Origin of the sequence: Flagellimonas oceani, from assembly GCF_011068285.1 — a bacterium.
In the GTDB taxonomy this organism is placed as follows: Bacteria; Bacteroidota; Bacteroidia; order Flavobacteriales; family Flavobacteriaceae; genus Flagellimonas; species Flagellimonas oceani.
The window spans coordinates 1,750,163-1,775,312 of record NZ_CP049616.1; the positions used below are offsets into that span (position 1 = coordinate 1,750,163).

General features: G+C 44.1%; 20 protein-coding genes. 2 read left to right on the plus strand and 18 right to left on the minus strand.

The features are described 5' to 3' along the window. Nucleotides 1–125: 125 nt before the first annotated feature. From GVT53_RS08145 to GVT53_RS08195, 11 genes are all read right to left on the minus strand, one after another. The gene (locus GVT53_RS08145) at nucleotides 126–1,718 is read right to left on the minus strand and encodes an NADP-dependent glyceraldehyde-3-phosphate dehydrogenase (RefSeq protein WP_166248185.1); all 1,593 of its coding nucleotides are present in this window, start codon (nucleotides 1,716–1,718) and stop codon (nucleotides 126–128) included. Nucleotides 1,719–1,877: 159 nt separating this feature from the next. After that, nucleotides 1,878–3,143 carry a threonine ammonia-lyase gene (gene ilvA / locus GVT53_RS08150; protein WP_166248186.1) on the minus strand — a complete coding sequence of 422 codons (1,266 nt, stop codon included), beginning with the start codon at nucleotides 3,141–3,143 and terminating at the stop codon, nucleotides 1,878–1,880. A gap of 18 nt (nucleotides 3,144–3,161) precedes the next feature. Further along, a complete protein-coding gene (gene ilvC, locus GVT53_RS08155; RefSeq protein WP_166248187.1) occupies nucleotides 3,162–4,637 on the minus strand; it encodes a ketol-acid reductoisomerase in 1,476 nt (491 codons plus the stop codon). 24 nt (nucleotides 4,638–4,661) lie between these two features. Beyond that, nucleotides 4,662–5,189, minus strand: coding sequence for an acetolactate synthase small subunit (ilvN, locus tag GVT53_RS08160; RefSeq protein ID WP_166248188.1), 528 nt, complete (start codon nucleotides 5,187–5,189; stop codon nucleotides 4,662–4,664). A gap of 7 nt (nucleotides 5,190–5,196) precedes the next feature. Continuing rightward, nucleotides 5,197–5,775 (minus strand): O-methyltransferase, encoded by a 579-nt coding sequence (locus tag GVT53_RS08165; RefSeq protein ID WP_166248189.1) that lies wholly within the window; start codon nucleotides 5,773–5,775, stop codon nucleotides 5,197–5,199. Continuing rightward, nucleotides 5,776–7,509 (minus strand): biosynthetic-type acetolactate synthase large subunit, encoded by a 1,734-nt coding sequence (ilvB, locus tag GVT53_RS08170; protein ID WP_166248190.1) that lies wholly within the window; start codon nucleotides 7,507–7,509, stop codon nucleotides 5,776–5,778. It abuts the gene before it with no gap. A 36-nt stretch (nucleotides 7,510–7,545) separates the two neighbouring features. Then, on the minus strand, nucleotides 7,546–9,222 hold the full coding sequence (gene ilvD, locus GVT53_RS08175) for a dihydroxy-acid dehydratase (RefSeq protein WP_166248191.1): 1,677 nt from the start codon (nucleotides 9,220–9,222) through the stop codon (nucleotides 7,546–7,548). 360 nt (nucleotides 9,223–9,582) lie between these two features. Continuing rightward, nucleotides 9,583–10,422, minus strand: a complete 840-nt coding sequence (locus GVT53_RS08180) for a 5-oxoprolinase subunit C family protein (protein WP_166248192.1) — start codon at nucleotides 10,420–10,422, stop codon at nucleotides 9,583–9,585. Next, entirely contained in the window at nucleotides 10,415–11,149 is a 735-nt protein-coding gene (pxpB, locus tag GVT53_RS08185; RefSeq protein WP_166248193.1) for a 5-oxoprolinase subunit PxpB, read from the minus strand. The genes GVT53_RS08180 and pxpB overlap by 8 nt, the downstream gene beginning before the upstream one ends. Next, nucleotides 11,146–11,889, minus strand: coding sequence for a 5-oxoprolinase subunit PxpA (gene pxpA, locus GVT53_RS08190; protein WP_166248194.1), 744 nt, complete (start codon nucleotides 11,887–11,889; stop codon nucleotides 11,146–11,148). Before pxpA ends, pxpB begins: the two co-directional genes overlap by 4 nt. Continuing rightward, nucleotides 11,889–13,085, minus strand: a complete 1,197-nt coding sequence (locus GVT53_RS08195; protein WP_166248195.1) for an Nramp family divalent metal transporter — start codon at nucleotides 13,083–13,085, stop codon at nucleotides 11,889–11,891. The genes pxpA and GVT53_RS08195 overlap by 1 nt, the downstream gene beginning before the upstream one ends. Nucleotides 13,086–13,264: 179 nt before the next feature. Between GVT53_RS08195 and GVT53_RS08200 the strand changes: the two genes are divergently transcribed. After that, nucleotides 13,265–13,708 carry a hypothetical protein gene (locus GVT53_RS08200; RefSeq protein WP_166248196.1) on the plus strand — a complete coding sequence of 148 codons (444 nt, stop codon included), beginning with the start codon at nucleotides 13,265–13,267 and terminating at the stop codon, nucleotides 13,706–13,708. On the opposite strand, the gene GVT53_RS08205 is transcribed toward GVT53_RS08200, so the two are convergent. From GVT53_RS08205 to GVT53_RS08235, 7 genes are all read right to left on the minus strand, one after another. Next, a complete protein-coding gene (locus GVT53_RS08205) occupies nucleotides 13,705–14,115 on the minus strand; it encodes a hypothetical protein (RefSeq protein ID WP_166248197.1) in 411 nt (136 codons plus the stop codon). The two genes, GVT53_RS08200 and GVT53_RS08205, sit on opposite strands and share 4 nt — an antisense overlap. A 160-nt stretch (nucleotides 14,116–14,275) precedes the next feature. Then, nucleotides 14,276–15,811, minus strand: coding sequence for a YifB family Mg chelatase-like AAA ATPase (locus GVT53_RS08210; protein WP_166248198.1), 1,536 nt, complete (start codon nucleotides 15,809–15,811; stop codon nucleotides 14,276–14,278). Between the two features lie 106 nt (nucleotides 15,812–15,917). Next, nucleotides 15,918–18,305 carry a penicillin acylase family protein gene (locus GVT53_RS08215; protein ID WP_166248199.1) on the minus strand — a complete coding sequence of 796 codons (2,388 nt, stop codon included), beginning with the start codon at nucleotides 18,303–18,305 and terminating at the stop codon, nucleotides 15,918–15,920. 80 nt (nucleotides 18,306–18,385) lie between these two features. Further along, nucleotides 18,386–20,374 carry a protein-disulfide reductase DsbD family protein gene (locus GVT53_RS08220; RefSeq protein WP_166248200.1) on the minus strand — a complete coding sequence of 663 codons (1,989 nt, stop codon included), beginning with the start codon at nucleotides 20,372–20,374 and terminating at the stop codon, nucleotides 18,386–18,388. Then, a complete protein-coding gene (gene tilS, locus GVT53_RS08225) occupies nucleotides 20,362–21,669 on the minus strand; it encodes a tRNA lysidine(34) synthetase TilS (protein WP_166248201.1) in 1,308 nt (435 codons plus the stop codon). Before tilS ends, GVT53_RS08220 begins: the two co-directional genes overlap by 13 nt. Nucleotides 21,670–21,816: 147 nt before the next feature. Next, on the minus strand, nucleotides 21,817–23,115 hold the full coding sequence (locus GVT53_RS08230; RefSeq protein WP_258537647.1) for an anthranilate synthase component I family protein: 1,299 nt from the start codon (nucleotides 23,113–23,115) through the stop codon (nucleotides 21,817–21,819). Nucleotides 23,116–23,118: 3 nt separating this feature from the next. Then, a complete protein-coding gene (locus tag GVT53_RS08235) occupies nucleotides 23,119–23,655 on the minus strand; it encodes an NADPH-dependent FMN reductase (RefSeq protein ID WP_166248203.1) in 537 nt (178 codons plus the stop codon). 132 nt (nucleotides 23,656–23,787) lie between these two features. Here GVT53_RS08235 and GVT53_RS08240 point away from each other — a divergent pair, with 132 nt between their 5' ends. After that, complete coding sequence (locus GVT53_RS08240) at nucleotides 23,788–24,984, plus strand: heparan-alpha-glucosaminide N-acetyltransferase domain-containing protein (RefSeq protein ID WP_166248204.1); 1,197 nt, start codon at nucleotides 23,788–23,790, stop codon at nucleotides 24,982–24,984. Nucleotides 24,985–25,150 lie beyond the last annotated feature (166 nt).

Here is a 25,150-nt window from a genome sequence, read left to right on the forward strand (position 1 = left end):
TGGCAATTCGTCAATTCGAGTGCTTTGAGTGAAACGAAAAAGGTATCGAGAATCAGAATTTCATCATTTTAAATCTCGTTCTCGATACTTTTTCCTTTGGAAAAAACTCGAACTGACATTTTTTTCTACAATATATAATCCGTGCTCAAGAAATTGCTCACTTTGGCTTCCATTAATTGTTCCACGGTCTGGGTGTTCAAATCATTGTCCTTAAAAGCCACAAAAGTTCTTATGGAGAATGAGCGCAATGCATCGTGAACGCTCAATGTGGATTGCGCAGAGTCCTTTCTTCCCGTAAATGGGTACACATCCGGTCCACGCTGGCAAGAACTGTTCAGGTTCACTCTACACACCAAGTTGGCCAAGCTGTCGATCAGCGGTGACAAAGTATACACATCTTTCCCGAACAAGCTTACTTGCTGACCATAGTTGGATTCTGCCATATCATCCAATGGCTCCTCGATCTCTTTGAACGAAAGCACTGGAATAATGGGACCAAACTGCTCTTCTTGATACACCCGCATATCCTTAGTCACAGGATACAACACGGCCGGCCATATATAATTGTCAAAATGCTTCCCTCCTTTTTTATTGATGATCTTGGCACCCTTGGCCAAAGCATCATCCAACAATTCTTGAATGTATGCCGGTTTGTCGGGCTCGGGAAGCGGAGTCAAGTTGACGCCATCATCCCAAGGGTTGCCAAATTTCAATCCATCAACCTTCTCCGCGAAGCGTTTCAAGAATTCATCCTTCACTTCATCGTGGACATAAACCACTTTTAAAGCAGTGCAACGTTGTCCGTTAAAGGACAAGGTCCCCGAAATGCACTCGTTGATGGTCAAATCCAACTCGGCATCAGGCAGTACGATTGCCGGATTTTTTGCTTCCAAGCCCAAGACTAAACGCAATCGGTTACTTTTTGGGTGCTGTTCCTGCAAAGCATTGGCAGAAACACTGTTCCCGATCAAGGCCAACACATCCACCTTCCCTGTTTTCATTATCGGTGCCGCTACGGCTCTTCCACGACCAAAAAGTATATTGACCACTCCCTTGGGAAAACTGCTCTGAAATGCCTCCAAAAGCGGTGTGATCAATAAAACGCCGTGCTTTGCGGGCTTAAAAATGGTGGTGTTCCCCATAATGATGGCGGGAATCAATAAGGCAAAAGTCTCATTTAAAGGGTAATTGTATGGGCCAAGACACAATACAACACCCAAAGGACCTCGACGTATGTGGGCATAAACGCCATCGTGTTTTTCAAACTTGGCACAGTCACGGTCCAGTTTTTTGTAATCTTCGATGGTGTCGTAAATATACTCAACGGTACGGTCGAACTCCTTGTACGAATCTGGCTTGGATTTACCGATTTCCCACATCAAAAGCTTTACCACTTCTTCGCGTTTCTGCTCCATCTTCCTTACAAAGGTCTCCATACATTCCACACGGTCCTTTACCTTCATCGTGGGCCAAAGCCCCTGGCCTTTGTCATAAGCGGCCAAAGCAGCGTTCAAAGCATCCATTGCCTCGGGTTCACCCATATCGGGCACGCTTCCCAACGTGGTCGGGGCATATTCCTCGGTGGAGGAAATCGTGGAGATTACAGGAGTGGTGCTGCCTTCCCATTTGCGCAGTGCCCCGTTGACCAAATATGTTTTTTGATGAATTTCTTCAGTGATTTGATATTGTTCAGGTATAGCTCTCTTAGTTGCTGCCATTAGTTGTTGTTTTTAAGCGATTAGTGTTGATTAATGGTCGTCAATCCATACAAAACTAACACAAAATCCATTGAAAATGCTGTTGGTTCCACGCCAAATGCCTTCTTATGGATTGAAAACCAGACTTTATAATAACGATGCTTGAAAATGTTGGTGGCATCACACCAAATACTGGAACAAATCAGGTTTGTTGTTGAGATAATCCCCAAAGAAATTGTTCGCTTTCATCCGTTGAATCAAAGGTTCCAAATCGTCGGGCGATTTTAGTTCCACTCCAACAATGGCGGGGGCATTTTCCCTGCTCGATTTTTTGGAGTATTCAAAATGGGTAATGTCGTCGTTGGGACCCAAGATATCCACTACAAACTCTTTCAAAGCTCCTGGACGCTGCGGAAACCTCACTATAAAGTAATGCTTCAATTGGGCATACAACAAGGCTCTTTCCTTGATTTCGGCCGTACGGGTAATGTCGTTGTTGCTACCACTTACCACACAAACGACGTTTTTGCCCTTGATTTCTTCCTTAAAATAGTCCAAGGCCGCAATCGTAAGGGCGCCTGCGGGCTCCACCACAATGGCATCTCTGTTATAGAGATCCAAAATGGTCTGGCACACTTTCCCTTCGGGAACGGTGATCATTTTGTGCAAATGCGCTTTGCAAATGGGATAGGTCAACGACCCAACTTTTTGAACGGCTGCTCCGTCGATAAACTTATCGATATTTTCCAACTCCACCAGTTCACCCTTCTCTATGGACTTCAACATAGATGGCGCTCCCTCGGGCTCCACACCTATTATTTTGGTGTTGGGGGACAATGCTTGGAACGTGCCACACAATCCGGATGCCAATCCACCACCGCCAACGGCCACAAAAACGTAGTCGATGGGTTCGTTGGATTGTTGCAGTATCTCCAAACCAACGGTTGCTTGGCCCTCGATGGTTTTTTCATCATCAAACGGATGTACAAAGGTTTTCCCCTCTTGCTCACAAAATATTTGGGCGGCTTTTTTGGAGTCGTCAAAGGTGTCTCCCTCCAAGACCACATCGACCCATTCGCCACCGAACATCTTGGTCTGATCTATTTTCTGCTTTGGGGTCACCACGGGCATATAAATGGTTCCTTTCACCTGTAAATGACTACAGGCAAAGGCAACCCCCTGTGCGTGGTTTCCTGCACTGGCGCAAACCACGCCGCTGTCCAATTGTTTTTGGCTCAACGAACTTATTTTGTTGTACGCACCACGGATTTTGTAGCTGCGTACCCTGTGAAGATCTTCTCTTTTGAGAAGAATATTGGCCCCATGCGATTTGGAATAGCGGATACTTTGCTGCAAGGGTGTTTCCTCTGCCACTTGGGCAATGGTCTTTGCTGCTTGATAAATATCCGCTATTTGCGGAAAATAGGTTTCCACAGTTTCACTCATGGGGCCAATGGTTTTGTGTTATCCGATTGGCTTCATAGCGGTCATGGATGCACGCAATCTTGCACCGACAACTTCTACATCATGCTCGCGGATGGCTTTGTTCACAGCAATCAACCTTACGTTGTCCACACCGGTATCTTTGCCTTCGCCAAAGTGTTTTCCGATGATGTCCGTGTCCACTTTTTTCATAAAGTCGGTCAACAATGGCTTACAAGCATGATCGAACAAGTAACAGCCGTATTCAGCCGTATCGGAGATCACACGGTTCATTTCGAACAATTTCTTTCTTGCAATGGTGTTGGCGATCAATGGGGTCTCGTGCAATGACTCATAATAGGCAGACTCACCGATAATCCCTGACTCGGTCATGGTCTCGTAGGCCAATTCCACACCAGACTTCACAAAGGCGACCATCAACACGCCATTGTCGTAGTATTCCTGCTCGGAGATTTCCATATCCCCTGCCGGTGTTTTTTCAAATGCGGTTTCTCCCGTGGCTGCTCTCCAGTCCAATAGGTTTTTATCCCCATTGTCCCAGTCTTCCATCATCGTTTTGGAGAAATGTCCGCTCATAATGTCATCCATGTGCTTTTGGAACAAGGGACGCATGATCACTTTCAATTCTTCGGCCAAATCAAAGGCTTTGATCTTGGCTGGATTGGACAAGCGGTCCATCATATTGGTAATACCTCCCTGCTTCAAACCTTCGGTAATGGTTTCCCATCCGTATTGAATCAGTTTGGAGGCGTAGGCTTCATCCACTCCTTTTTCGACCATTTTGTTGAAGGAAAGAATAGATCCTGTTTGCAACAAACCACAAAGAATGGTCTGCTCTCCCATCAAATCTGACTTTACTTCCGCCACAAATGATGACTCAAGAACTCCTGCCTTGTCACCTCCGGTTCCTGCGGCGTAGGCTTTGGCCTGTTCCAAACCCTTTCCTTCCGGGTCGTTTTCTGGGTGAACGGCAATCAAAGTTGGTACACCAAACCCTCTTTTGTACTCTTCACGCACTTCGGAACCAGGGCTTTTTGGAGCTACCATAATCACAGTAAGGTCTTCACGAACCTGCATTCCTTCTTCCACGATGTTGAAACCATGGGAATAGGACAATGTTGCTCCTTGCTTCATCAATGGCATTACCGTGCTTACCACATTGGTGTGCTGCTTATCCGGAGTAAGGTTGATTACCAAATCGGCGGTTGGAATCAATTCCTCGTAAGTTCCCACCGTAAAGTTATTTTCCTTTGCGTTTTTGTAGGATTGACGTTGTTCCTTGATTGCAGCTGGACGCAGGGCATAGGAGATATCCAAACCGGAGTCACGCATGTTCAGTCCTTGGTTCAACCCTTGGGCGCCACACCCAACAATTACAATTTTTTTTCCTTTTAGTGCGGTAACACCATCAGCAAACTCGCTGGAATCCATAAATCTACATTTCCCCAACTGTGTCAGTTGTTCGCGAAGTGATAGTGTGTTAAAGTAATTTGCCATTTTTAATATTTGATTTTACGCTATTTAGTTTTCTTGAAATTCTTGTAATATTTCGCTTATTGGCATTGCTGCCTTGGTTACTGCGATTCTGCCCGAACGCACAAACTGCATGATTCCGTAGGGCAAAAGCGCATCGTGCATTTCGTCTATTTCGTGCCTACGGCCTGTTTTGGCCAAGGCAAAAAAATCACGGTTCACGGTTACAATCTGTGCATTGCTTTCTTTGATGATGTTTTGAATCTGTCTTTCATCGAACAGCAAATGCGAAGCAATCTTGAACAATGCCGATTCTTGATAAATGGTTTCATCATCGGTATGGTAATAGGCCTTGATGACCTCTATCTGCTTTTCAATTTGACCCACGATCTTGCGTGTCCAATCCTCGGTCGTAAAAACCACAATCGTAAATTTTGAAACCCCCTCAATCTCTGATTTTGAAACATTTAAGCTTTCAATATTAATGTGTCGCTTTAAGAATATACCTGATATCCTATTGAGCAATCCTACATGATTTTCGGAATACACCGAGATGGTATACCATTGTTTTCCCATGCTGTTCTTATTTTTTTACTGCGACTATAAGTCCTGTGGACCAGTCCATCTTTGTTATTGTAATGTCTTTTCTTTTTTCAATTGATTTGATCAATTGGTTTGCCTTTTGTTCATGTCCTTCCGGCCAATTGGGCTGTTTTTTCATATCGTCGATTACATAGTAACCGCCCTTTTTCAACAATCCCAAGGTTTTGTCCAAATGACTGTACTTTCCCGGCCACGCATCTGCAAAAATCAAATCGAAAGTATCGCCATTGTATTCTTCCAGCCATTTCCCTCCATCATCACACACAAGCTCCAATCTGTCTTCGTCTTCAAAAAACAATTTTGCCACTTCGATGAGCGCAGCATCATTGTCCACACTTTTTATTTTTGATTCCTCATCCATTCCTTGAATCAACCAGGACAATGATAGTCCAATGCCTGTACCCAATTCCAAAAACTTACCCGACGGTTTTGATGCTACAAGGGTCTTCAACAAAGTGCCAATATAAATATCGGAAGGCATGGTGAATCCCATCTCTTTGCTCTTCTCAAGCAAATCTTGATATTGCTTGGGCTTTTCTATGATGATGGATTGATTCATTTACTTCAACCTGATATCTGAAACGGATGCCCCTGATGGGATCATCGGGAATACGTTATCCTCTTTTTCCACCTTCACTTCCAAAAAGTATGGGTCCTTGGAGGCCATCATTTCTTTTACCGCTTCTTGAAGGTCGCCACGTTCGGATACCCTTCTAGATTTGATATGATACCCCTCAGCGATTTTCACAAAATCCGGGTTGGTCATTACCGTAGAAGCATAGCGTCTGTCAAAGAACAATTCTTGCCATTGGCGCACCATTCCCAAGTGATCGTTGTTCAATACCACGATTTTGACAGGCACGTTATGTTGAAAAATAACACCGAGCTCCTGAATGGTCATTTGATAACCGCCGTCACCGATAATAGCGACCACTTCGCGATCCATAGCGCCCATTTTGGCACCAATGGCCGCTGGAAGTCCAAACCCCATGGTTCCCAGGCCTCCAGAGGTAATATTGCTCTTGGATTTTTTGAATTTGGCATAGCGACAGGCAATCATTTGGTGCTGACCCACATCAGAAACAATCACGGCTTCATGGCCAGAGGCCATATTGATCTGCTCGATTACTTCGCCCATGGTCAAGCCTTCTTTGGTCGGATGAATATCGTTGTTGATCAAGGTGTCATATTCAATTTGATACATTTTATCAAATTCGGCTTTCCATTCTTTATGTTCATTTTTATTGACCAAAGGCAATATCTGGCTTAAAGTTTCCTTTGAATTGCCCAAAACAGCCACATCCACTTTCACATTTTTGTTGACCTCGGCAGGGTCTATCTCAAAATGAATGATCTTGGCCTGCTTCGCGTAGGTGTTCAAATCTCCTGTAACACGGTCGTCGAAACGCATCCCGATGGCAATGAGCAGGTCGCACTCGTTGGTCAACATATTGGGACCGTAATTTCCATGCATGCCCACCATACCCACATTCAACGGATGGTCGGTATCCATGGCAGAAAGACCTAGAATGGTCCAAGCTGCAGGAATACCGGTTTTTTCAACAAAGGCTTTGAGTTCGGCTTCTGCTTCGCCCAAAATCACCCCTTGACCAAATACAATAAATGGCTTTTTGGCACTATTAATCAATTCGGCCGCTTTTTCAAGACTACTAGGCTCCGGTTTGGGAGCTGGCGTATAGCTTCTTACCGCGGTACATTTTTCATATACAAAATCAAGCTCATCAAACTGGGCGTTTTTGGTTATGTCCACCAATACGGGGCCCGGTCTTCCCGAGCGGGCAATGTAAAATGCCTTCGCCATAATCTCAGGAATCTCTTCTACTTTGGTAATCTGGTAGTTCCATTTGGTCACCGGCGTGGAAATGCCCACGATATCCGTTTCTTGAAACGCATCAGAACCCAAAAGGCTTCTGGTCACCTGTCCGGTAATGCAGACCATAGGTGTGGAATCTATCTGCGCATCGGCAATTCCGGTCACCAAATTGGTCGCACCAGGGCCTGAAGTTGCCATGGCAACCCCCACTCTGCCGGTAACCCTTGCATAGCCTTGGGCGGCGTGCGTGGCACCTTGCTCGTGACGCGTCAGAATATGCGTCAATTTATCTTGAAATTTGTAAAGTTCATCGTAGACGGGCATAATGGCACCGCCCGGGTAACCATATATCAAATCGACCCCTTCTGCGAGCAAACAATGGATAATGGCTTCTGCACCAGATATCCTGATTGACTTTTGACTTTTACTATCTTTTTTTTGTGCTTTCAATGTCTCCATAAGCCTGTATTTAGGGAGATACCCCTATCATAATTGTTAAAACAAATCGGTAACACAGCCTTTTGCTGCAGATGATACCGTTTTGGCGTATTTGTACAAGCTTCCCGACTTGATTTTAAGTTCAGGTTGCTTCCATTCTTTTCTTCGTTGTTCGAACTCTTCGTCCGAGATGTTGATGTTGATGGTATTGTTTACGGCGTCAATAGTGATTTCATCGCCATTTTTCACCAAGGCGATGCCCCCACCTACTTGTGCTTCGGGGGAAACGTGGCCCACCACAAATCCGTGGGAACCACCGGAGAACCTGCCATCGGTAATCAAGGCTACATCCTTTCCAAGACCTGCGCCCATAATGGCGGAAGTGGGTTTCAACATTTCGGGCATTCCCGGAGCCCCTTTTGGCCCTTCGTACCGGATGACCACTACGTCACCTTTTTGGACCTTGCCTGTGTGGATTCCCTCGTTAACTTCGGCCTCGCTATCAAAAACCCGGGCAGTTCCCGTGAATTCCAGTCCTTCTTTCCCTGTGATTTTGGCCACGGCACCTTCGGAAGCGAGGTTTCCATATAATATACGAATATGACCCGTTTCCTTAATAGGCTGTTCTTTCTTTCTGATGATATCCTGCCCTTCGGCCAAATCCGGGGCATCCAATAGGTTTTCTGCCAAGGTTTTTCCAGTGACCGTCATACAATCGCCGTGAAGCATACCTTCCTTCAACATATATTTCAATACCGCAGGAACCCCTCCCACCTTGTGTAGGTCTTCCATCAAATATTTTCCACTTGGTTTTAAATCGGCCAACAATGGAGTTGATTCACTTATTCTTGTGATGTCTTCCAAGGTAAAGTCTACCTCAGCGGCGTGCGCTATGGCCATAAAGTGAAGTACAGCATTGGTAGAACCTCCAAGCACGGTCACCAACCTAAAGGCATTTTCCAATGCTTTCTTGGTTACAATGTCCCTTGGTTTGATGTCTTCTTTCAATAAATGATACAGTGCCGCTCCCGATGCTTCGCAATCTGCTTGTTTTTTATCGTTAACCGCCGGAATGGAAGAGTTGAACGGCATAGACATTCCCATGGCCTCAATGGCAGATGCCATAGTGTTCGCCGTGTACATACCCCCGCAGGCGCCGGCTCCCGGGCACGCTTTGTGAATGACTTCTTTGTATTCTTTTTCATCTATCGCTCCGGCCACTTTTTGTCCGTAAGCCTCAAAAGCGGAGATGATATCGAGTTTTTTATTGTTATGGCAACCTGGTGCTATAGTTCCGCCATACACCAAAATGGACGGACGGTTCAACCGCAGTTGCGCCATTAGGGCACCGGGCATATTTTTATCGCATCCTACCACAGTGACCAAACCATCATAACTCATGGCGTGAATCACGGTTTCAATGGAATCCGCGATAATATCTCGGGAAGGTAAGGAATAGCGCATTCCCGGGGTTCCATTGGAAATTCCGTCGCTGACCCCAATGGTATTAAAGATAAGTCCGACCAAATTGGAAGACTCCACTCCTTTCTTTACATCGAGGGCCAAATCATTCAAATGCATATTGCAGGGGTTGCCCTCGTAACCCGTGCTCGCTATTCCGATTAAAGGTTTTTGTAAATCTTCGTCTGTTAGTCCAATTGCGTGCAGCATGGCCTGAGCGGCCGGCAAGGTTGGGTCTTGTGTTACTTTTTTACTAAACTTGTTCAATTCCATTGTCAAATTTCATTCAAATACAGTATTCTTCTGAATTTATACCGTAATTCAAAGATATATGTTTAAAAAGCCCTAGATTTTTAACAGTTCTTGACTGTTTAAATCCACTGGAAACATAATAAACATAACTATCTGTATTTCAATTTTTTAGATTGATTAAAATTCCAATATTCAATTAATTTTATAGCAAATAAAAAAGGCCTGTATCATGTCGGATACAGGCCTTTTTAAGTCAATAGCAAGTCCGTATCACCCCATTGCTGGAATAATAATGACTTCGATAAAGACTTGCTTATTTGCTTTCATATTGTAATGGTACGAAAAAAATGTTTCTGATTTAAATCTTGGGCGCTTTTTTCATCAAACCAATTTAAACTTCAACTCATCCCCATACTTTTTCTGCGCAAGCACCGAAATGGATTCCTCGCTCAATTGCAATATGCGAGGATAGCCACCTGTGGTTTGGCCGTCTTTCATTAAAATGATCATACGGCCTGCCGGGGTAAGTTGAATCGTGCCTGGTAAAGTCCCAGAGGTCAACATGGAATGTGAGTGCCCCGTTATCAGTTCGGAAAGTTGGTAGGCCATTCGATTGTTTTCTTTGGATACCGTGTAAGGCTTTGCAAAGATTTCCGTGAGCTGCCCATCGGACAATAAAGAAAACTCCGGCCCTTTATAAACCTTTAAAACGTTCTGCTCAAAATGTTCCTCAATTTTTACTTCAGAAATTTTGGGTTTGTAGTTCTTGGTCTCTTTATACGGAATTTCATCCCCGTCTTTAAGTCGTGCCGATTTGGTTACCGGATAAAATTGGGAACGGCTATCAAGTACCTTATTTGATTGAAAACCGCCTTTTACGGCCAAATACCCCCTAAAGCCTTTCTCCAGTCGCCCATACGACAAAATATCGCCCTTTTCCACCTTAATCACCGCGTAATTATCAATCGGCTCGTTGTTCAATGTGGCAACAATATGCGCACCGGACAAACAAATATAAGTGTCGGTATCAAATTGAAGCGTGGGGCCCGTCATCGTCATTTCCAAAACGGCATCGTTCTCATCGTTTTCCAGCAAAAGGTTTGCCTTTTTCACCGATTCCACATCCATGGCGCCGGCAATGGGCACACCAATGTCGCGATGTCCGAACCTACCAAGGTCCTGGATACTCGAAAAAAGGCCTGGTTTCAACACTTTAAGCATTCAGTACAACTTTTTCGGGTTCGTAAATACCTACTTCGCCTTCAATCTTATGGAGTTTATACTCTGCTTTGGAGATGCGCTCAAACTGTATCTTATCCCCTACTTTCACAAAACAAGGCTCGTCCTTCATGGGGTTGAATAAATCAACGGGGCAATTGCCGATAATGTTCCATCCCCCGGGGGAATCCTGCGGATAAATGCCGGTTTGCTTACTGGCCAAGCCTACGGAACCTTTCTGCACTTTTAATCGGGGTTCTGCCCTGCGTGGAATTTCCAAAGTTGATGGAAGTCCGCCCAAATACATAAATCCGGGCAAAAACCCGATGCCGTACACCACATATTGATGTGAGGTGTGCTGCTGGATAAGCTCTTCCACAGAAATACCCAATGTTTTGGCCGCTTCTTCAATGTCCATTCCAAATTCAAGGTCGTAACACACGGGCAATGTCCATAAATGCTGAATCCGTTCGGTCTTGGATTTTGCTTGCTGCTCCTGACATTCCAAAATCATATTTTTGGTTTCCTCAAAATCGATATGATCTTGATTATAGACCATCGTCAAGGAATTATAGGCGACCGACATTTCCCAACCTGGAATCTCCAGCTCTTTAAATGCGTCCATAAAGTCAAGGATGTCAGCCAAAATGGATTCGCTCACCTCTTCGGGCCACTCTACTAAAACAGCTCGTTCTCCAAAGGGTTTGATGCTAATGGGGTAACTTTTCATTTTTGTATGTGCACCTGATTTTGGGGTAATTGTTTAGAAAGATACATTAATATTTTTAAGGCAGAAACTGTATCGCCATGAATACAAAGGGTATCTGCTTGGATTTTACGCCACTCACGCTCCACGGTCCAGACCCTGCCATTTTTGATGATGGGCAAAATATGTTGCAATACCGCTTCTGGGTCTTCAATTAGCGCATTTTCATCTTTTCTGGAGACGAGCGATAGGTCGGAATTGTAATTTCTGTCTGCAAAGGCCTCGAACCAAACCAAAAAACCTTGCTCCTTCGCCATTTTTGCAACTACAGAATCAAATGGGACGTATAGCAGGGCTTTCTCTTTGTAACCGACAATGGCTTCCAAATATACCGCTGCCAAATGCTCGTCCTTTGCGGTTTGATTGTACAGCGCCCCGTGTGCTTTGATATGATGCAACGGGATTTCTTCGTCTTTCAAAACCTTATCAAAATCCGTCAATTGCTGTTCAATACTCTGTATTAATGCTTGGTTTGAAATGTTCATCACCTCTCTGCCAAAATTGGCCTTATCGGGATATGATGGGTGCGCACCCACCTTAAGTTGATGCTTTTTAGCCAATGAAGCTACCTTGAACATGGTTTCCAAATCACCCGCGTGGCCGCCACAGGCAATGTTGCAGGAGCTTATATAGGGAAAAATATCGGCTTCGTTTCCCACGCCTTCTCCTACATCACAATTGATATCTATCTTAAACTGATTCATTAAAACAATCCGATTACCTTAAATATACTTTTTGTACCAAGAAATATGGCAAATACCACAATAGCGATTCCGACCACATTCTGCAAAAGACTGTTCGTGTTGTTACCCATTACCGATTTCTTGTTCACCACCCATAATAATAGCGAAGCCATCACCGGGAGCAAAATACCATTGGCCACTTGGGCAAACTGAATCACTTCGATAGGTTTTATATCAAAAGAAAGGAACACCACTCCGCATAGCAATACAATGGCCCAGACCATTTTAAACTTTTTGTTCTGCATCCCACCTTCCCAGCCAAAACAACTGCTGGCCACATAGGCCGCTGCCAATGGTGCCGTAATGGCCGAAGTGATTCCTGCGGCCAAAAGTCCGATTGCCATAAACAGGAACGCCATTTTGCCAAACAAGGGCTCCAAGGCCTTCGCCATATCCAAGGCATTGTTTATTTCCGATATGGGCGCAGCGGAAGCAGTAATCAATATGGCCATGGAAACCAATCCTCCCAATCCAATGGATATGATGGTATCCCTGTTCACTGCTTTTAAATCCTTAGTGGAGTTCCATTTTTCCTTCACCAAAGAGGCGTGCAAGAACAGGTTATAGGGAACCACAGTGGTTCCCACCAAAGCTACTAAAGTAAGTAATCCGTTTTCGGGCAGTTTGGGAACAAACATACCTTTCAATATCCCTATCATCGATGGTTGGGTGATGACGGCGCAGATGACAAAACTGACACCCATAATACCTACGAGTCCCATGAATATTTTCTCCAAAATCTTGTAACTACTGAACCATAGCAACAAAAAGATGACAATTCCTATAGTTGCCGGCAAAAAAGGCCTCAACTGTTGCCGGGGCACTAATTGTTCGAGTCCCAAAGTCGCACCACCAATGTTTCCTGCCTCATAGGCTGCATTACCAATTAGGATGGCCCCAAGAACAATTATAATCACCAGGTTTTTGAACCAGGGTGTGCTCAGCTCCGTTCTTACCACATCCACCAGTCCACTTTGAGTGACCAAACCTATTCTACCCGCCATGGCCTGTAAAACCATAGTGGCTATTATAGAAACCAACAAAGCCCATATAAGGGCATATCCAAATTGAGCTCCGGCAAGTGTGCACATGGTAATGGTGCCGGGACCCACAAAAGCTGCCGCAACAAGAACGCCGGGGCCTATTTTTTTAAACATTGGCTCGTTGGTTTAGGAGGATTAATTTAAAGGTATAAATGGACAAATCATGCATTTCGTCCAAAAATGTGTATTTCGTCTAAAAGTGGGTTGCTATACATCGAATTTTTATACTATTTCAAAAATCCCAAAGTTATAATAGTCCCAAATCATACTTAGACTTAAACCTTAAAAAACTTATGACATGTAAGGATTGTGGCAAAAGCATTAGCCCCCGACAATATATCGCATCAAAAGAATCTTTAGGTGTTACGCTTTGCGAACGACATGCAAAACTCATCAAAAAGGTAATTCTCGATAACGACACCCCAATCGAGGCCATTCACCTTTTCTATGCACTAAAGGACGCAGGTGTACATCCCATGTTGGAATGGTGGGATGGAAAAAAATCCGTAGATATTGCGATTTCACGGGTAAAGCTCAATATTGAGATTGACCAAAATTATAACATGATTACCCATGAGCAGGCGATAAACGACCTTGAAGATGCCATGCATTCCTTTAAAAATGGCTTCACGACCATCAGGATTCCGCATTTGGCCATTAAATATTATTTGGATGAAACCGTAGAAAATATTCTAGGTATCATCTCAGGGCTAAAGGCCAATATCAAGGCGATTTAATTACAGAACGATAGGCTGTTCTCTTTTTTGGTGTGCTTGTATTCCAAGATATTGATGACCACCATATCCTCACCTATGTTTTCCAAATCGTTGATGTAGTCCTTGCCCCTGTTTTCAAAATACTCGGTATCACCCTGATTAAGTTTTACCATGTCTATTTTGCCGTTACCGTACCTGGTGATCAGCAAGCCTCCAGTAGTGCAGACCCAACCATAATTGGTATTGTGCCTCCTAAAATTCAACCGTTCCCCGGGAAGTAGACGAAGGTCCCAGAGTTTTATACTGTCATCTTCAAATACCAATCTGTTGCTTAACGACTCTTTAATCTCCTGATGTAGCAACTCATCAATTTTCTCCTGCTCCCAAGGGTCAAAATTGCCCACCGGGTTCAACTCCACAAACTGCATGTCCTATGTTTTCTAAAATCGCGCAAAATTACGCCATAAGATGCTTTGATGCAGAACGTTAAGCAACTTTTAACGAATTAGTTGCATATTTCGTCGATTATGTTGGTTTTATTGTGAATTTACTCAATAACAGTCACTTAAACCCTTTTTTCTGTTATTTTCAACCCAACCACCCCTCGCGATCTAAGCTTCGGTATTGAATAGCTTCGGATATATGCATCTCTGATATTTTTTCAACACCATCCAAATCGGCAATGGTTCGGGAGACCTTCAAAATTCTATCGTATGCCCTTGCGGACAGATTGAGCCGTTGCATGGCTTCTTTCAATAGATTTTTGGAGGATTCGTTGAGTTTGCAGAATTCCCTGATATGTTTGGTCCCCATTTGGGCATTGTAATGAATGCCATCAACGTTTTCAAATCTGCTGGTCTGTAATTGACGTGCCGCTTCTACTCTTTTTCTGATCACTACACTGCTTTCCCCTTTTCGCTCTTCCGATAGTTTATCAAAAGGTACAGGCGTCACTTCAATATGAATATCGATCCTGTCCAACAATGGTCCGGATATTTTCCCCAGATACCGTTGCATTTCGGCTGGTGATGAGGTGACCGGGGCATCGGGGTCGTTAAAATAACCGCCGGGACTCGGGTTCATACTGGCCACCAGCATAAAACTGCTGGGGTAGGTCACTGTAAATTGTGCACGGGCGATGGTCACTTCCCTATCTTCCATGGGTTGGCGCATCACTTCCAGCACCCTTCGTTCAAATTCGGGAAGTTCGTCCAAGAACAATACGCCATTGTGCGATAACGATATTTCCCCGGGTTGGGGATAGCTCCCACCGCCCACCAAGGCTGCGGAACTTATGGTATGATGGGGATTGCGGAATGGCCGTTGGCTCATCAGCCCCTTATTCTTGACCTTGCCTACCACACTGTGGATTTTGGTGGTTTCCAACGCTTCGTGAAGCGTCATCGGTGGCAAAATGGATGGTAAACGTTTGGCCAACATGGTCTTTCCGGCCCCGGGCGGGCCAATCAGAATAATGTTGTGTCCGCCCGCCGCGGCAATTTCCATACAGCGTTTTATACTTTCCTGCCCCTTTACATCGGAAAAATCAAATTCGGGTAAATGTAAATGATCATAAAATTCCCGCCGTGTGTCAATTTCCGTTTGTTGGAGCGGTGCATTCTCATCAAAAAAATCAATGACCTCCTTGATATTTTCCACTCCATAAACTTTTAATCCATTAACCACGGCGGCTTCTTTGGCGTTTTCTTTGGGCAGGATAAACCCCTCGAAACCTTCCTCCTGTGCCTTTATGGCGATGGGGAGGGCGCCTTTAATGGGCTGTACGCTTCCGTCAAGGGAAAGCTCGCCCATGATCAGGTATTTCTGAATGTTTTCTGACCGAATCTGGTCGGATGCGGCCAAAATACCAATGGCCAAAGTAAGGTCGTAGGCGGAGCCTTCCTTTCTTAGGTCGGCCGGTGCCATGTTGATGGTGATCTTTTTTCCTGGAATTCGGTACCCGTTGTTCTGCAGGGCGGCAGCTATCCTAAAATTGCTTTCCTTGATGGCATTATCGGGCAAACCTACCAAATGATATCCGATTCCTTTATCTATATTGACCTCCACAACAATGGTTGTCGCTTCAATCCCAAAAACGGCACTTCCGTGAACTTTTATGAGCATATCAACTTTTTAATTGAAAAAGGCTGAGAAAATAGCCAATCTCCAATCAAAAAAATCAATGGTTTGACGGATACCCCAATTTGAATTGACGAATGCCCCGTTTGGATTAACGGAAGATCAAAACAGACTCCGCAGTTTCCTCAATTTCCTGCTTGTTCATCATCATTTTACGGAACTCCCCGTTGACATACATCTGTGCCTGATCATCGTAATGTTTGCTCAGGGGATTACCGGACTGCCCGGTAGGCAAAATACTGATGCTGTTCTCCACATCGGAAAAATCGATGATTCTACGGGTCGATGGTCCGGAGCTTACTTTGTAAAAACCTGTACTATCATAAGGAAAGGCCAGATTGTTTATCACCTCACGGGTGCCCTCCACCGGGAATGGTCCCACGTTGAAGTACTTTCTCAAGGATGCCACTTGCCCAAAGGGGTGTCCATGCTCCAAGGTATGCACTTTGTCCCAGGTCCATTCTTTTGTGTCTTCACCAAAGTCCTTTACCAATGATTCCCAAGTTTGGGAAAATGACATCATTACAATATCCTGTCTGGTTTCCACAACATCAGGGGTGTTTATATTATCCCACCATTTTGAATCTTTGATCCGTGCCCCCCAATCAATCTGCCTTTTGAACAAATGTGTGGACAGAAATTGTTTGAACATCTCGGGACCCAATTCATCCTCCATGGTATTCTTCACCATAAAATACAATGTTCTATGGTAAAGCACCGGACTTGTGCTTTTTAAGGTGTATTTTCCATCCCAATTTTTTAGGGAATCCAATAGCACCAGTTGCTCTTCATTCAAACTTGAAACATCGAACAGTTTGATCAATTCGGTGACCACCTCCGTGTTCACTGGAGAGGTTACATCCAAAATCATTTCAGAGATGGATTCCTTGTCCCAATTATTTTTGGCATCCAATAACTGTACAATTCGTTTTGCACGGTTTTCTGGCAAATAATAGCCGGGGTATAGCATTCCTGCAATGGAATCGGGTTGATTATTGGCAGAATATACATAGTTCCATGGTGGGTTTTCGGCCATTGGGTTTTCCGAAAAGTCCAGATAACGTAAGGGTTCTTCTTTACCTGATGTACCGTCCAAAATAAACTTGGTGGACAAACTATCGGGCATTTGATAAAGTTTGGCCGTCGCCCACCAGGCCACGTTTCCTTGGGCATCGCCATACATAACATTGAGCCCTGGCGCATGAATATTGGGCAAAGCGTTTTTAAACTCTTCCATGTTGGTGGCATGACTCAACCCATACAGGGCATGTATCACCTTGTTCTTGGGCTTGGTATAGATCCAAGACATGGCAACGGGCCGCTCGCCGGATATTTGGTCCGCAATGTTGTTCAGTACCGGTCCATGGTGTGTTTTTTTGTAAGTAAAGGAAACATCTTCGCCATCTTTTACCTTAATGGTCTTGTTTACGAATTTATAGTCCTTCCAGCCTTCGGCCACTCGGTATTTTGTGCTGTCGGACGGATGGGTCTGCTCGTAATAAAAGTCGATATCGTCATTCTCGAACATGGTGAGTCCGTAGGCCAGATTTCTATCGTGCCCCAATAAAGGGAAGGGAACTCCCGCCAAATGATATCCATACTTTTCGTAGGTAGGGGTGCTTATATGGGCCTCATACCATACGGAGGGCTGTGCAAACCCAATATGGGGGTCGTTGGCAAAAATCACCTTGCCATTTTTTGTTTTTTGTGGGGCAACCACCCAGCTATTGCTCCCCTCAAATTGGGGAATGGGCAGTTTGCCAAGGGCCTCCGTTACACTTGCCGTAATATTGGTTCCCAAAGTGTCGGTTACTTCGCCTTTATAATTTTTTATCCAGACGGTGGTTGTATCTGAATCAACCGTCAAGTCGCGCATATATTCCTCGCCCAGTTTGTTTCGCATACTGGTCAACAAAGGGTCTGTTTTGTGCGCCATGGCAAAACTGAAGGCCATATAACCAACGGCATTGTACACATCTTCAATGGTGAAAGGTTCCTTATCAATCCCAGTCAGATAGAACTCTATGGGGGTGGGACCTTGTGCTATAAATTCATTGATGCCATCCAGGTAGGCTTGGGCCATCAAAATGGTTTCACTATCGGCATCAAGAGCGGCAACAGTTTCTTTTGTGTGGTCGGCAATACCGAGGGACAGAAAAAACTTATCCGTGCCGATCATATCCTTTCCAAAAACCTCAGAAAGTCGACCTTTGGCCACTCTACGCAACAATTCCATCTGCCATAACCTGTCCTGTGCGTGCACATATCCCAATGCCCGCAAAGCATCTGCCTCGTTTTGGGCATAAATATGCGGAATTCCGTAGGAGTCAAAATAAGTGGTCACCTCATTGGAAATACCGGCCAGTTTTTTTTCACCGCTATAATCCGGTTTTAAGGTATTTATAAATATAGCAATGCCAATAATTACAAGTAGAAGCAATCCTGCAAGAACAAGAAGAATCTTTTTGTACTTTTTCACGAAGATGGGTTAAGTCGATTAATACTCTAAGGTATAATTAATTTCTTAGATGACTTAAAAAATATGTTGACAAATCTCAACTATTTGTTCATGGAAAGATGGTGTTTTTCCAAGCCCGACCTTAACCATTTCTCATAAGTCTCAACATCAACATATTGTACCGCTTCATTTAAAATCTCCAAATTTGGGGAGAGCAAGACATAATATGGCTGCGATGCCGCATTGAAATTGATGGTCTGGAACGTTCCCCATTTTTGACCAATGGTCTCAATTGGTTTTACCCGACCCGAGTCGTATTTAAAATCAAATTTTTCTGATTCTGGAAGTTCCTTTCTATCATCTACATACAATGAAATCAACACATAATCTTCCTTCAAAATGGGATAGATGTTGGAATCGCTCCACACATTTTCCTCCATTTTTCTACAATTCACACAGGCCCAGCCCGTAAAATCGAGCAGAATGGGCTTGTTGACCTTTTGTGCGTATGCCACGCCTTCTTCAAAATCCTTGTAACAATCCAAGCCTAACGGACAATCGCTTTCTGTTTCCACAACACTGTAAAAACTTGGTGGGGGAAATCCACTCAACAACTTCAACTGTGTAATGTTAAACAGGCCTAGCACCAAGTAAACGGTAAAGGCAAAACTGACCAAACCTATTGCCTTGCGGGTCGATGAAAGTTTCTTTTTGGGCCCATCGTGCGGAAACCTGAAAATTCCAAAGAGGTAAAGTGTCATCAAAACGAACAGCACTACCCAGATGCCGACGAATATCTCCCGTTTAAAGATGCCCCAGTTGCCTACCAAATCGGCATTTGACAGGAATTTGAAGGCCAAGGCCAGTTCCAAAAATCCAAGCACCACTTTTACGGTTGTCATCCAGCCGCCAGACTTTGGCAACGAATTTAACCAGGCCGGAAACATGGCAAACAACGCAAACGGAAGGGCCAATGCCAAACCAAAACCTACCATTCCGGAGGTTAAGTTGGTGGCCACATTCCCTTCGGCCAATGTTGTACTCCCCAAAAGCCCGCCCAAAATGGGGCCTGTACAGGAAAACGAAACGATGGCGAGGGTCAATGCCATAAAAAAGATACCGAGCCCCCCTCCTACTTTGGACGAGGCGGAATCCATTTTATTGGCCCAAGAGCTGGGCAACGTCAATTCATAATACCCAAAAAACGAAAAGGCAAAGAATACAAAAATGATAAAGAAGAACACATTCAACCAAATATTGGTTGCGATGGTGTTCAATATCTGCGAGTCCACCGAATTGAACAAATGGAACGGTAAGCTCAGCAAGAAATAAATCAGCACGATAAAGAAACCGTACAATATGGCGTTGGCTATACCTTTGGACTTATTTTTTGTTTGTTTGGTAAAAAAAGAGACCGTCAGCGGAATCATGGGGAACACGCAAGGGGTCAACAAGGCAATCAATCCGCCGATAAAACCTAAACCGAAAATCACCCATAGGTTGGATTTTCCTTCGGAATCGGTAACCCCGTTTTGATTCAGGAGGTTTTTGTTCTTTAAATCCACCTTCAGCGATTCGCCCAATGCCACGCTGCGTTCATCCAAAGCTGTCTCTTCGGCGACAAATCCGCTTCCATCCAACGAAATTTGAAAATATTCATCAACGGGCAAACAAACCTCCTTGCATATCTGGTAAAACAGGTTTACGGATATTTGGTTGACCTCCGGGTCCAACAATTTGATTTTTTGGGTGAAAATGGCCTCTTCCTTAAAAAAGGTTTCATCAACCTCAAAAATATCACTGTATTCTATGATCGTTTCACTTTCCTCTGTCTTACCTACAAGCTCGTAATGCTCTCCGGCCTTCTCAAAAGTGAACTCACTGGGCAAGGAACCGCCTTCGTCCGTGTATTGTGAGTAGATGTGCCACCCATCCATAATTTTGGCCTTGAACACCAGTTCGTATTCGGTATCGGACAATTTATTCACCTCATGGCTCCAAACGGCGGGATTCTCATCGGTTTGTGCAAACGCTGTCAGGTTGATAAAAAACAATCCTAAAAAAAGTACCAATAATCTTATGTATGCCATGTAATCTTAACTATTTCTTGAGTTGATTCCTCAACTTTGAATCGTTCGTCCGCCCGTTTGCCCAATACCCAGACAATTTCTTCGTCCGAACAGAGCAACCATTGCTTTTCTTTTGAAATGAGGTCCATCTTTTCATCCTTGAAAAATTTGGACAACTTTTTTTTGCCCCGCATCCCAAAAGGATAAAAATAGTCGCCTTTTTTCCAATTCCTTAACACCAAGGGAAAGTTTAACTTTTCCTTATCCAAAAATACGACATTTTCAGCCGTCTCACCCAGTGTTTTCCACTCTTCCAACTTTAACTTAATGGGTAAATCGGACGTGGTTTCGTTTAAATGGACGGCATAGGACGTATTTGCCTTGATTTCAATTTTGGACAACATTAGACAATCCCTATCCTTCAACAGTCTGTGCGTTTTGGAAATCAACTGCTTGCCGCTCATGGCGCCCAACAGACTTTTTACATCGTTCCATTCCGTAAAACCATATTCGCTCAACAATCCGTACAAATAAGCATCCAAGGGCTGCAACTTTTCCAGTTCGGAAATTTGAATTTTTACGACACCTTTTTCATGCCGGAACATTTTCTGCTTCAATTCTTTTAAATGATTGATGACCAAATCGTTGGTCTGTCCCAAAAAGTGTTGCGTATTTTGAAAATTTTGAAGAAAAGCTGGATGGAGTTCTTTTAGATGCGGAACCACCTCATGACGAATCTTGTTGCGAAGGTATGCAGTGCTCGCATTGCTGCCATCTTCCCGCCATTCAATCCCCTCCGACTCCGCAAACGCCAGAATCTCTTTCCTGGAAAAAGGCAACAACGGCCGAACAATGGTTCCATTCACTTCAGGGATGCCCAAGAGCCCTTCAATCCCTGTTCCACGGGATAGATTGATAAGAAAAGTCTCCAAACTGTCGTCCGCATGGTGGGCCGTTAAAATATAATCCAACCTTTTGGATTGCAGCAGTTCGTCAAACCATTGGTAACGCAGCTCCCGTGCTGCCATCTGTACCGACAAACGCTGTGTTTCGGCATAGTGTCCAGTGTCAAATTGCTCAACAAAACATTCAACCCCTAATTTGGATGCCAATTGCCTTACGAATTCCTCATCCCCGTCACTTTCCGCACCTCGCAACGAAAAATTGCAATGTGCCAGGGTAAAATCAAAATCCAAGGCAGCACATAAATGGACCAAAACAACACTATCAAGTCCTCCACTACAGGCCACCAAAAGTTTCTTCTCTTTGAGAAATGGCAAGTCGGTTACAATATGGTTATTGAATTTTTGGACCATGCTGCGAATTTACGAATAAACCCTTGTCCCGACGTCGTTATTCGGTTACAGGTTATTTTGTTGTTGTTCTATCGACATTTGGGTTTGAGCTAGATATTTGATAGCACCTTGAAGTCCGTCCTTTTGTCCAAAAGCGTAACGGTCCTGTTACCTCCCCTGCGCTTCCCTTTCCTCCAAAACCGTTCGCATTGCTTTTGCTTTGAGCAGACATTCTTGATACTCTTTTTCGGGATCGGATTTTGAGGTGATGGCACTGCCCACAGAAAAAGAAACATATTTTTTGCTGGCATTGTACAAAATACTTCGAATGACCACATTAAAGTCAAAATCGCCATTGGGCGCAAAATAACCTACGGCTCCGCTGTACAGACCCCGCTTGGTCTCCTCCAGTTCCTCGATGATCTTCATCGCGGAAATTTTCGGTGCACCGGTCATACTCCCCATCGGGAAGGTATCCTTGATCAATTCCAATGGGCTTTTATTCGTTGGAACTTTTGAAACTATGGTCGAGATCAATTGATGTACTTGCTTAAAAGTGTGCGGTTTGCAAAGTTCCTCCACCTGTACCGACCCACGTATCGCACTTTTGGACAAATCGTTACGGACCAAATCGGTGATCATAATATTTTCGGAACGCTCTTTTTTATCTTGGGCCAACTCCTGCTTGATTTTTTCGTCTTCCCGCTCGTCCATGCCCCGTCTTGCAGTGCCTTTTATGGGCTGCGAAATTACCTTTTGGCCCATTTTTTTGATGTATCGTTCCGGGGAGGCGCACATTAGGTACTTATCACTGAGTTTTGCAAATGCGGCAAACGGTGGTTCGGAAATACCATTCAGTTTTTGATAGGTTTCCCATGGGTCTACGGCCACATCCTCTGCATAAAACTCCTGACAAAAATTGGCCTCGTAAATATCCCCCCGGTGAATATGCTCCAAAAAACGACGGGCCTTCTCAAAATAGGCATCTTTATGAATCCGCATCTTTATTTTGATGGGTTCATTGGGTTTGGGCGACGTTTCTTGCGGTGAAAAATTACGGATTTCCGCTAAATCACCATCAATTTCATTGGCCACATCCTCCAAATACTTAAAGTGGAGTTGTCCGCCATCAACAATAATAATTTTTTGCGGCTGAAAGAACTGTAATGCCGGAAAATCGAGACCATCAAAATTATTCGAGGTCAAATCCTCCAACTCGTTCTTTACATCATAGGATAAATAACCGAACAACCAATCATTTTCGTTCTCCAAAAAGGTGTTGAGCGCATCGGCGGTATACAATGTACGGCACGCCCCAACCGCTAAACCTGCTTCAAAAGTGGAATAGTGGTCTTGGTGGGCATTGCTGTCCAACCAAACGGCCATATCAAACTTTTTGGCCCACCAAAACAGCGCCTCTTTACTTTGTAAAAGGGGGTTTATCCGAAAGGAACGATGAATCCGCAATAGTTATGAATTTAAGGAATCCAAAAATGCATCCAGCGCCTTCCGGTGTTCCATTTGTAAGGCTTCATCCACAATGCCCTCATCATCAAAATTGTCGTAGAACGATGGCAACGAAAACCCCGCTGTTATTTCTCCGCCAAATCTGGGCAGCATATTTTCGATAACGGTAAACGAGCCTTTCCCTCCACGCTTGCCCCCCGATGTGGACATCAAAAAAATTTTGGTGCCTTCCAAAAAATTCCGGTCCAAACGGGATAGCCAATCCAGTACATTTTTAAAATATGCTGAGGGGTTTCCGTTATGTTCGTTTACGGACAGCATTAGTCCCTCTGCTCTGTTGATTTTAGCTTTGAAATCCACCAAGGCATCCGAGTACCCCTCCGCTTTTTCAAGGTCCGCGCTAAACAGGGGAAAAGGGTGCTCTGCCATGTTCAACAACTCAATATCATGGTCTTTGACCAGTGAAGCTGTATGTTTTATCAATTTATAATTAATAGAAGTTGAAGAATTGCTCCCTGCTAATGCCAAAAGTGCAGCCATTGTAAAAATTCGTTGATTGTTTCGCTAAAATACCGCAATTGGCACAGAGATGCGACTATTTTGTATATTTTTGACATCCGTAACGTCCAAAGTGACTGCAAAACAAGTATATAGAGGGTGAATTTTAATTGAATGACAGCCAAAAACAACAGGTTATTTTTTATTGATGCCATGCGGGCATGGGCCATTCTGATGATGCTGCAAGGGCATTTTATCGATGGTTTGTTGGACCCGATTTTTAGGGACACCAGCAACACGGCCTATAACATTTGGTTATATTTTAGGGGAATAACAGCCCCCGTGTTCTTTACCGTTTCCGGCTTTATTTTCACCTATTTATTGATTCGCGTTCCCCAGAACGGAATGGAAAACCCGAGGGTTTCCAAAGGAATCCGGCGCGGTTTACAGCTACTGCTGATCGGGTATTTACTACGGATGAACCTTGGTGGTCTGTTCAAGGGGGAAATTTACGGTTCTTTCTATTTGGTGGATGTGCTACACTGCATTGGGCTGTCCATATTGGGCCTTATCGGTGTATACGTGCTGACCGCCAAAAAGAAAAGCTATGTGTTCCCTACCGTTCTTGTTGCCATTACTTTGGTGCTTTTCCTTTTTGAAAGGGTCTACAAAGATTGGTCCTTTGCGTTTTTGCCCGACTTTTTGGCCAATTACTTCACAAAGGCCAACGGCTCCGTATTCACCATTGTACCTTGGTTTGGTTATACGACCATTGGTGCGTTTATATCCGTGTTGTTCGCTAAATTCAAAAATTATAGGTATTTGTACCCCGCTGCCATTTCCATAGCCTTGGCAGTTGGCTATCTGTTGGTTTATCAATCTTCGAATTTCTTTGAATTGGTTTACGAAAACACCGGATTGCATTTTCTTAAACTGCTCCTTGCCAATAATTATCTCTTTATCCGTTTGGGCAATGTGTTCGTGGTATTTGCCGTATTTATGGTACTCCGTCAGTTATTGACGAACAAAACCGTTTTAAAAATCGGCGCAAGTACGCTTTCCATCTATGTGATCCACTTTGTTATCCTTTATGGCAGTTTTACCGGATTGGGCCTATACCGCTTCTTTAACCACTCGCTTTCCCCGGAGATCGCAATTCCGGGCGCTTTGGCGTTTATGGTAGCTTGTACTTGGTTGTCGCTACAATACAACAAATACGAAGCAGATGTCAGAGCACAGATAGCTTCGGGCATTTCTTATGCAAGGTTGCAGCTCATTGAATTAAGGGAAATTTCCATTCCCGTACTCCGAGAGATGTTCATTCGGGTTCGACTTTTCCTTAGACGTTTGTTGCGTACCGTTAGAAGCTAAAAAAGCATCCAATCCTTCGACTGAACGCTTTTCTATACTTTAATTATGTTGTTTTGATGGTATTTCAGGAACCGTCGGTTTGAGTTTTCCGAAGGAAAAAGTAGCTCTCGTCAAGAATGCAACTTGATATTCCAAAAATTCTTTCTCGATACATTTTTTGACACCA

Excerpts from the sequence above, each read along its gene's own strand:
- GVT53_RS08145 (WP_166248185.1), bottom strand. The coding sequence starts at position 1,718 with ATGGCAGCAACTAAGAGAGCTATACCTGAACAATATCAAATCACTGAA.
- ilvA (WP_166248186.1), bottom strand. The coding sequence starts at position 3,143 with ATGAGTGAAACTGTGGAAACCTATTTTCCGCAAATAGCGGATATTTAT.
- ilvC (WP_166248187.1), bottom strand. The coding sequence starts at position 4,637 with ATGGCAAATTACTTTAACACACTATCACTTCGCGAACAACTGACACAG.
- ilvN (WP_166248188.1), bottom strand. The coding sequence starts at position 5,189 with ATGGGAAAACAATGGTATACCATCTCGGTGTATTCCGAAAATCATGTA.
- GVT53_RS08165 (WP_166248189.1), bottom strand. The coding sequence starts at position 5,775 with ATGAATCAATCCATCATCATAGAAAAGCCCAAGCAATATCAAGATTTG.
- ilvB (WP_166248190.1), bottom strand. The coding sequence starts at position 7,509 with ATGGAGACATTGAAAGCACAAAAAAAAGATAGTAAAAGTCAAAAGTCA.
- ilvD (WP_166248191.1), bottom strand. The coding sequence starts at position 9,222 with ATGGAATTGAACAAGTTTAGTAAAAAAGTAACACAAGACCCAACCTTG.
- GVT53_RS08180 (WP_166248192.1), bottom strand. The coding sequence starts at position 10,422 with ATGCTTAAAGTGTTGAAACCAGGCCTTTTTTCGAGTATCCAGGACCTT.
- pxpB (WP_166248193.1), bottom strand. The coding sequence starts at position 11,149 with ATGAAAAGTTACCCCATTAGCATCAAACCCTTTGGAGAACGAGCTGTT.
- pxpA (WP_166248194.1), bottom strand. The coding sequence starts at position 11,889 with ATGAATCAGTTTAAGATAGATATCAATTGTGATGTAGGAGAAGGCGTG.
- GVT53_RS08195 (WP_166248195.1), bottom strand. The coding sequence starts at position 13,085 with ATGTTTAAAAAAATAGGCCCCGGCGTTCTTGTTGCGGCAGCTTTTGTG.
- GVT53_RS08200 (WP_166248196.1), top strand. The coding sequence starts at position 13,265 with ATGACATGTAAGGATTGTGGCAAAAGCATTAGCCCCCGACAATATATC.
- GVT53_RS08205 (WP_166248197.1), bottom strand. The coding sequence starts at position 14,115 with ATGCAGTTTGTGGAGTTGAACCCGGTGGGCAATTTTGACCCTTGGGAG.
- GVT53_RS08210 (WP_166248198.1), bottom strand. The coding sequence starts at position 15,811 with ATGCTCATAAAAGTTCACGGAAGTGCCGTTTTTGGGATTGAAGCGACA.
- GVT53_RS08220 (WP_166248200.1), bottom strand. The coding sequence starts at position 20,374 with ATGGCATACATAAGATTATTGGTACTTTTTTTAGGATTGTTTTTTATC.
- tilS (WP_166248201.1), bottom strand. The coding sequence starts at position 21,669 with ATGGTCCAAAAATTCAATAACCATATTGTAACCGACTTGCCATTTCTC.
- GVT53_RS08235 (WP_166248203.1), bottom strand. The coding sequence starts at position 23,655 with ATGGCTGCACTTTTGGCATTAGCAGGGAGCAATTCTTCAACTTCTATT.
- GVT53_RS08240 (WP_166248204.1), top strand. The coding sequence starts at position 23,788 with ATGACAGCCAAAAACAACAGGTTATTTTTTATTGATGCCATGCGGGCA.